The organism is Clavibacter lycopersici (genome assembly GCF_003576405.1).
GTDB classification, from domain to species: domain Bacteria; phylum Actinomycetota; class Actinomycetes; order Actinomycetales; family Microbacteriaceae; genus Clavibacter; species Clavibacter lycopersici.
Map to the genome: position 1 here is coordinate 1 of NZ_QWGT01000429.1, position 1,040 is coordinate 1,040.

Below are 1,040 nucleotides of genomic sequence, written 5' to 3' on the forward strand. Positions count from 1 at the left end.
TGGGCGGCGCGGGCGCGCCAGGCGGCGGGATCCAGCACCGCGGGAAGGTCGCGCGCCTCACCGTCGGTCGCCGGCGCCGTCGCCGCGGAGGGCGCGAGGTCGGCGGCGGGGGTCATCCGTCGAGGCTACCCGCGGGATCGGTCGCGGATCGCCCTGGTGACGCGGGATCCCGGCCTCCCCAGACGCTCCGCCCCGGATAGCATGGGCGGCATGGATGACGACTCGATTCTCACGCCTCCCGGTGTCGCCGGCTACACGATCACCGAGATCGTCGAGAGCGAGTCGGGCGGCGAGCCCCTCTTCATCTCCGCGATCCACCTCGACGGCGAGCACGTCGCCAACTGGATCTCCACCGACCTCGACGAGGACGACGGCATCGTCGCCGACCTCGACCACGCGTTCGGCGGCCCGGCCACCGACCGCATGTTCCGCCAGGCGGCCGCGATCTTCCCGGACGCCGTGCTGTCCGAGATCCTCCCGGAGCTCGTGAGCTTCCTCTGGGTCGTGGCCGACGTCGCGGGCGTCGCCGACGACCAGGACCTCGACTTCGAGGCCGCCATCCGCGTGGTCGCCGCCGAGGGCGACCTCGACGCGCAGGACCGCGACCTGCTCGGCCGCCTCGACAGCCTGAAGCGCATCGACTGACCGTCGACCACCGCACGACCGGAGCCCCGCCCGCCCTGACGCGCGCGGGGCTCCGGCGTACGGTCGATGGATGAGCGACTCCGACATCGATCCCCTGTCCACCGTCCAGGGCGCCCCCGGCGTCTCGCAGGACATGCCCGGCGAGGGCGACACCGACGCGAGCGTCGGCGGCACCGTGCCCGACGGCGAGAGCATCCAGCACGTCGACGACGACGAGGCACCCGGCGACGGCGGCCTCTCCAGCGGCGGCGACTCGCTCGGATCCGACGAGGACGCCGCGGACACCGCTGCGGGCGCGGGCGACGCGCCCACCGACCTGCCCGCCTGACCCGTCCGCACCGCACGAGGGCCCGCCGCGATCGTCGCGGCGGGCCCTCGTGCGTCGGGTGCGGCGA

The 1,040-nt window shown here is 74.7% G+C and carries 2 protein-coding genes; both read left to right on the forward strand.

The window, feature by feature from the left end; all coding sequences use genetic code 11:
• Positions 1 to 210: 210 nt before the first annotated feature.
• Complete coding sequence (locus DZG00_RS15725) at positions 211 to 645, forward strand: hypothetical protein (protein ID WP_119383165.1); 435 nt, start codon at positions 211 to 213, stop codon at positions 643 to 645.
• A 70-nt stretch (positions 646 to 715) separates the two neighbouring features.
• Complete coding sequence (locus DZG00_RS15730) at positions 716 to 973, forward strand: hypothetical protein (RefSeq protein ID WP_119383164.1); 258 nt, start codon at positions 716 to 718, stop codon at positions 971 to 973.
• Positions 974 to 1,040 lie beyond the last annotated feature (67 nt).